The organism is Chromobacterium alkanivorans (genome assembly GCF_016937655.1).
Classification (GTDB): Bacteria; Pseudomonadota; Gammaproteobacteria; order Burkholderiales; family Chromobacteriaceae; genus Chromobacterium; species Chromobacterium alkanivorans.
This window is the reverse complement of the sequence record NZ_JAFHKL010000027.1, coordinates 1-6,854: the sequence shown is the minus strand read 5'-3', so window position 1 is coordinate 6,854 and position 6,854 is coordinate 1. Positions and strand designations below refer to the sequence as shown.

The window sequence follows — 6,854 nt, the reverse complement described above, 5'->3', positions numbered from 1 at the left end:
TCGTAGACATAGCGGGTTTCGCGAACGTCGGCATTCGCCGGCGCCGGCACCCCGCCGTCGGCCGGCAGGCCCACCGGGTTGGCGTAGACGCGCTGCGTCTTCACATTGCCCGCCGCGTCGTAGTCCCACTCGCTGAGCACGCCGTCGCCGTTGCGCTCCGCCACCTTGCGCCCCAGCGCGTCGTAGCGGCTGCGGGTGATCTTGCCGTTGGCGTCGGTGAATTCGATCTGCCGGCCGGCGGCGTCGTAGCGCCAGCTTTGGCTCGGGCTGACCGTGGCTTCGCCACCGTCCAGGGTGTAGATCGGCACCGCGTCGCCGACCTGGCGAATCAACCGGTTGTTGCCGTCGTACTGGTAGCGGGTGGTACGTTGTTCCGGCTTGCCCTCGGCTTCCACTTGCAGGGTGCGGTTGCCGAAGCCGTCGTATTCAAAGCGTTTGACGATGCCCAGCGGACTGGTCTCTTTGAGCACCCGGCCTTGCGCGTCGTAGATGTAGTGGTAGGTACCGCCCAGTTTGTTGAAGTATTTCAGCTTGTTGTCAAAGGCGTCATAGGCCATCCGTTCAACGCCGCCTTCGGCGTCGAAGATGCGGTTCTGACGGCCGAGTCTATCGTGTTCGATCCGGGTCACCGCATCGCGCTGGGCGTCGACGATCAGGGTCGGCGCCACGCCGGGCTTGAGCGCGGCGGTGTCGACGCGGGTGGCGTAGCGGGTGATGCGGGTGGTGTTGCCCAGCGCGTCGTATTCGGTGCCGGTGGCGTACCCCTCGGGATCGACGTGCAGGGTCTGCCGGCCGAGCGCGTCGTAATAGTTGTAGCCGCTGTAGCCGCGCGGGTCGGTGATCTTGACCGCGTTGCCGAAGGCGTCGTACTCGGTGACGGTGACGCCGCCCAGCGCGTCGGTTTCGCGAATCAGCCGGCCGAGCAGGTCGTAGTCGCGGCGGGTGGCGTGGCCGTTGGCGTCGGTTTCGACGATGCGTTTGCCCAAAGCGTCCAGCTGGTAGGTGGTGCTGGCCTGCTGTTTGCCGTCGCCGCGGGTTTCGCCGATCAGGCGGCCGGCGGCGTCGTAAGCATAGGAGGTGCTCTGCGCTTCAAGCCCCCGCTCTTCGATATTGTCGATATCGGCGGTGGTTTCCACCGTCAAGCCAGGGTCGCGCTGGGTCGCAAAGCGCAGTTGCACGGTGGACCAGTCATACTCACCCGTGACGTCATAGCGATAGCCTTGCCGGCGATCGCCGCCTTTGGGGTAGACGTATATGGTTCCGCCGGTCTTGTTCGTCGTCAGTTCAACTGTGTAGGTGACGCCCGCCTGGTACGCCCCCATCGGCACGGCGCGCCATTGGTCGTTGGCGTTGGCGATTTGGGCGTAGACGAGGCCGTCGGGCTGGAGCAGGATCGCCAGACGTGCGGTTTTACCCCCCACGTTCTCTAGCATCGCATGCAGCGAAGACTGAATCTGGTTCGGCGTCAGGTCGAACTGGTAAGCGCTGCCCGCCGGCATTTGCCGCGCGCTGTTGAGGGAGGCCCAACTGCCGCCGGCTTCCGACTTGCTGACGAGGTGAAGACGGCCGTTGTCCTGGGTACCCGCGGTACCATTGAAGGTGGGAGGGGTGGACGCCTGAGCCGTCATGGCTTCGAGTTGAGCCAGGCTAAGGGAACTATCCAGGCTCAAGGCCTGCGCGTAACGCCGGGTCTGAATGACTTGACCCGCCGCGCCGTAGCGCGTTTCCGTCAGGCAGCCCTGAGGATCGATCGCAAAGCGTTGCCGGCCGGCGGCGTCGTAGACGCTCCGGCTGTGCTGGTCGGCCGCCGAGGTCAGCAGGCGTCGCCGTATCGTCGCGTCGTCCCACTGCGCCGGCGCGGCGTTGGCCGCCTCCAGGCTCGGGTCGGCGCCTTGACGCCGCACTTCCACGTTGCGCGCGTACCAGCGGTTGGTCTGCCCCCAGCCCGCGGCCACCTGCAGCCACACCCGCGCGCCTTTGATCCCCTGCGGAATCGTCAAGCTGCCCTTCACATGCTGGAGGCCGGCTTGGCTAGCGTCGCTATAGCTCGCCCCCACCCAGGAGTCGATGAAGTTCACGCCGTCGAGCGAGTACTGGAAGCCGATGCCGAACGGCGCCGGGGTACGACCGTCATCCGTGCCGCCACGAATGACGTCCATTTCGAAGCGGTAGGTCTCGCCTTCCTTGACGGCGATCATGCCGCTGGCGTAGCTGTCGCGGTCCGGTTGCAGGATGGCGTCGCCGCTGTCCGGGAAGCCCGCTTGTTGGGCACTCGCCCCTTGCACGCTGCCGGCCCAGTCCGGGCCGCCATGCGGATAGTTCACCAGGTTGCCGCCAATCGGCTTGGCGTAGCGGATGGTGTCCGTCACCCGGCCCGCCGCGTCGTAGCGACGCTCGGTCACATTGCCCGCGGCGTCGATGCTCAGGCTCGGACGTCCCATCGCGTCGTACACCGTGCGCGTGCTCTGGTCTTTCTCATGCGTCGTCACCTTCCCCGACAGATCGCTCTCCGTCAGCGCGGTGCCCAGGCTGTACACCGATACCGGCGTCACGTAGCGTCGGCTTTGCACCGCCTGCCCCGCCGCGTCGTACACCGTTTCCGTCAGATGGCCCAGCGTGTTCAGGCTATAGCGCACGCGGTCATTGCCGTCGTAGATGTAGCGGGCGATGTTGCCCATCGCGTCGGTCTTGGCCACCACGTTGCCGTTGCCGTCGTACTGGTAAACCGTGCTCTGCTTCAGTCCGTCCGGGTCCACCGTCTCCCGCACCCGACGACCGGCGCCGTCGTATTCGTATTCGGTGGTCTTCGCCTGCGCCGTCCCCGCCGCTTCGGTCACCCGGATTTGCCGTCCTTGGGCGTCGTAGCCGTAAACCGTGCTCAGCTTGAGACCGTCCGGGTCGACGATCAGGCTTTGCAGCCGGCCCGCCGCGTCGTAACGCTGTTCGCTCACCCGGCCGTTGGGCTCGGTCTGCCGCAACACCCGGCCCTGCGCGTCGTACTCGGTGCGGCTGCTCAGTTTCAGACCGTCCGGGTCCACGGTGCGCTGCAGCACCCGGCCCGCCGCGTCGTACTGGTAGACGGTGCGGGTGCCGTTGGCGTCGACGCTTTCGATCTGATGACCGGCGCTGTCGTAAGTGCTGCGGGTGGTCCCCGCCGGGGTGGTGGTGCTCAGCAGTTGGCCGTCGCGGTTGTAGCGGTAGCTCGTCGCCTGGCCCAGGCCGTCGATCAGTTTGACGGTTTCGCCGTGGCCGTTCTTCTGGGTGATGAGCTGGACGCCGTCCGCCTGGGTGACGGTGACGCGTCCGTTCGCGTCGTCGTAGGCGGTGGCGGTCACGTGGCCCAGCGCGTCGGTCTGGCTCAGCACCCGGCCGAAGGCGTCGTAAACGCTGCTTTGCCGTCCACCTTGCGGGTCTTGGACGCGGATCTGCCGGCCCAGTTTGTCGTAGTCGATCCGGCGTCGGTTGCCGTTGGCGTCGACGCTTTCGATCTGCCGCCCGAAGGCGTCGTAGCTCGATGCCGTCCGCAGCGCCAGCCCTTCGGCGTCGCGGCTCTGGCTTTGCAGTTGGCCGCGCCGGTCGTAGCCGCTGCTCTGCAAGCTGCTGCGCGCGGCGTCCAGCCGCAGCCGGTGGCCGATGGCCTCGCCGAAGGCGTTGTAGCTCCACTGTTCGCGTTCGGCTTCCAGGCGGTCGCCGGCGGCGATGCGCTGACCCAGCCGGTTGTAGCCGCGGGTCTCGAGGCTGTCGGCGTCGCTGCGCAGCCCGCCGGGCAGACCGTCTTGGCGGCCACCGTTCTGCGCGGCCAGCGCGTCGGCGCCCAGCCGGGTGGCGTAACGCTGGGTGGCGATGACTTCGCCGAAGGCGTTGTAGCGCACTTCGCTGATTTCGCCCAGGCTGTTGAGGGTGTGGCTGAGGCGGCCGGCGGCGTCGTAGTAGTACAGGGTGCGCGCGCCGGCGCCGCCCTGGCCGTCGGGGCCGAGGCTGGCGGTGCGTTGGCCGCCGGCGTTGTAGTAGTGGCGGGTGCCCCAGCGCGCCCAGACGGCGTCGATCTGTTGGGCGTCGGCGTCGGCGCCGAGCGCGGCCAGCGCCAGGGCGCCTTCGCCCGTCAGTTCTTGCGTCACCCGGCCCTGGCTGTCGTAGCGCTTGAGCTGGCTGCGCGCGTCGTCGCCGGCCTCGCGGGTGGTGGCGATCACCTGGCCCTGGGCGTCGTACTGGTAGCGGACGATCAGGCCGCTGGGCCGGTGTTCTTCGCGCAGCAGCCGGTCGGCGGCGTCGTATTGGCGCAGCACTTGGCGGTCGTTGCGGTCGGCCGCCGGGCGCAAGGCGGTCAGGCTGTCGCCGCCGCCGACGCGCGTGGCGTAGCGTATCGTCTGCGCGATGCGGCCTTGGCCGTCGTAGACGGTTTCGTCGAGGTAGCCTTCGGCATCGATCCGGCCCACCAGCCGGCCGGCGCCGTCGTACAGATTGCGCGTGCGCTGGTCGGCGTCGTCGCGGGGCGGACGCAGCGCGTCCAGGCTGTCGCCGGCCTGGGCGCGTTGCGCGTAGCGCACGGTTTCGAGCGCGCGCCCGGCGCCGTCGTAGCGGGTTTCGCTCAGATAGCCTTCGCCGTCCAGGCTGGCCAGCAGCAGGCCGTCGCGGTCGTAGTAGCGGCGGCTGACGCGGTCGCCGGCCGGATCCGCCGCCGGCTGCAGCGCGGCGTCGGCCGGGTCCGGCTCGCCGGCTTGGCTGGCCAGCGCCGCCAGGGTGTCGGCGCTCAGCCGCGTCGCGTAGCGGGTGCTGCGCGTCAGCCGGCCGGCGGCGTCGTATTGGTGGCGTTCGACGCCGCCTTCGGCGTCTATGGTTTGGATCAGGCGGCCCAGGCTGTCGTACAGCCGGCGCTCGACGCGGTCCTCCGCCGGATTCGCCGCCGGCCGCAGCGCGGCCAGCGACAGCGTCGCCGGGTCGCCGCTCAGCCGGCTCGGGTCGACCCGGTTCGCGTAGCGCAGGCTGGCGATCACTTGGTCGTTGCCGTTGTAGCGCCATTCGGTGACGCCGCCCGCGGCGTCGATCTGGCCCACTTTGCGGCCCCGCTCGTCGTACAGCAGGACGCTGGCGGCGCCGTTGGCGTCGGTCAGCTTGACCGGCAGCTGGCGCGCGTTGTACTCGGTGCGCGCGGTGCCCAGCGCGCCGCCGGCGTCTTGCTGCACCACGGAGAGCAGCTGGCCGGCCGCGTCGTAGCTGCTCACCGTGCTCAGGCCGTTGCTCAGGCTGATCCGGGTCTGCCGTTGCGCGTCCTGGTAGACGGTGGTGGTGGCCACGCCGTGGCCATCCCGGCTGCGCACCACTCGGTTCAGGCCATCGTAGAGGTAGTCGGCCAGCACCGCGCCGCTGACGCCGTCGAGCTTCTGCAGCAGATTGCCCGCCGGGTCGTAGACATAGCGCACGCCGCTGTGCCGGCCGTCCGCCACCCCCTTGCCCTCGGCGTCCAGCGTCGCGTAGCGGGTGGTGCCGGCCACCAGGCCGCGCAGGTCGTAGCTCGTGTCGGTGCGTTCGATGCGGGACCTGTCCTGCCGCGCCGCCCAGGCTTGCAGTTCGGCTTCGCCGGTGGCGTCGTCGGCGCCGGCGAACACCCCGCCCTGGTACAGCAGCCGGCTGACTTCGCGGCCCTGGGCGTCGTAGCGGCGCTCTTCCACCCGGCCTTCGGCGCTCAGGCTGAAGCGCAGCCGCAGGCCGCTGGCGTCGTAAACGTTGCGGCGGGTGCCGGCGCCGTCGACGGTTTCGCTCAGCACCTGGTTCTGGGCGTTGTAGCGGCGCCGGGTCTGCTGCCCTTGCGCGTCGCGCACGCCCACCCGGTTGCCGGCGGCGTCGTAGTCGAAACGGCTGCTCTGCCCGCGACCATCGGTGACCGCGCTCACCCGGCCGTGCTCGTCGTAGTCGAAGCGTTGTTCCACCCCGCCGGCGGCCACCCGTTGCAGCAGGCCGTCGCGGTAGTTCAGCTCGGTGCGCAGGCCGGCGGCGTCGCGGACCACGGTGCGGTGTTGCGCGGCGTCGTAGTCGAAGGTGGTGGTCAGCGTCTGCTCGCCGCGCACGTCGCTGACGCTGAGCACGCGGTAGTCGCCGTCCACCTGCGCATAGGCGAAGTCCAGCCGGCTGCCGTCGCTCTGCTGCAGGCTGGCCAGCCGCTGGCTGGCGCCGTCATAGACATAGCGGGTGGTGTAGACCTGGCCGTCGGCGACGCTGTTGTCGTCGGGACTCAGGTCGGTGGTGACGCTGCTCAGCCGGTTCTGCTCGTCGTAGCCGTAGCGGGTCCGGGTCAGCGTCTTGCTCTGCTCGCCGTCCCGGTACACGCTGCGCAGCTGGCTCAGATGGCCCTGGGCGTCGTAGTCGATGAACAGCGTCTCGCCGTCGGCGCTGCGCAGGCCGACGATGCGGCCGGCGCCGTCGTAGTCCAGCGTGACGGTCTGGCCGTCGCGGCTTTGCACTTGCTGCAGCCGGCCGGCGCCGTCGTAGCGCTCCTGGCTCCGGCTGTCGCCGTCGGTCCAGGTCCAGGCCTGGCCGTCCCAGCGCACCGTGTCTTCGGCGCCGGCGCCGCCTTGCGCCAGGTACAGACCGCGCGCCGCGTCGTAGCGGTACAGCGTGTCGCTGCCGTCCTCGGCCTGACGGCGCAGCTGCGAGCCGGCGCTGCCCGGCGCGCCGCTGAAGTCGAACAGCTGGCGGCTATAGCCCAGCCGCCAGTTGCCGGTGTCGCCGCCTCGGCCCTGGCTGTTGTAGGTGCGGAGCAGTTGAATCGGCAGGCCGTTGCCGGCGAGGAATTCGTCTCGTCGCTGCAGCACCAGGTTGCCGTTGCCGGCGTTGACGTAGACCCGTTCGCCGCCGCG

General features: G+C 69.5%; 1 protein-coding gene. It reads right to left on the bottom strand.

Features of this window, described 5'->3' with window-relative positions:
- Positions 1-6,854, bottom strand: a 6,854-nt coding sequence (locus JW897_RS23960) for an RHS repeat domain-containing protein (RefSeq protein ID WP_205467910.1), incomplete at both ends; no start/stop codon positions are given.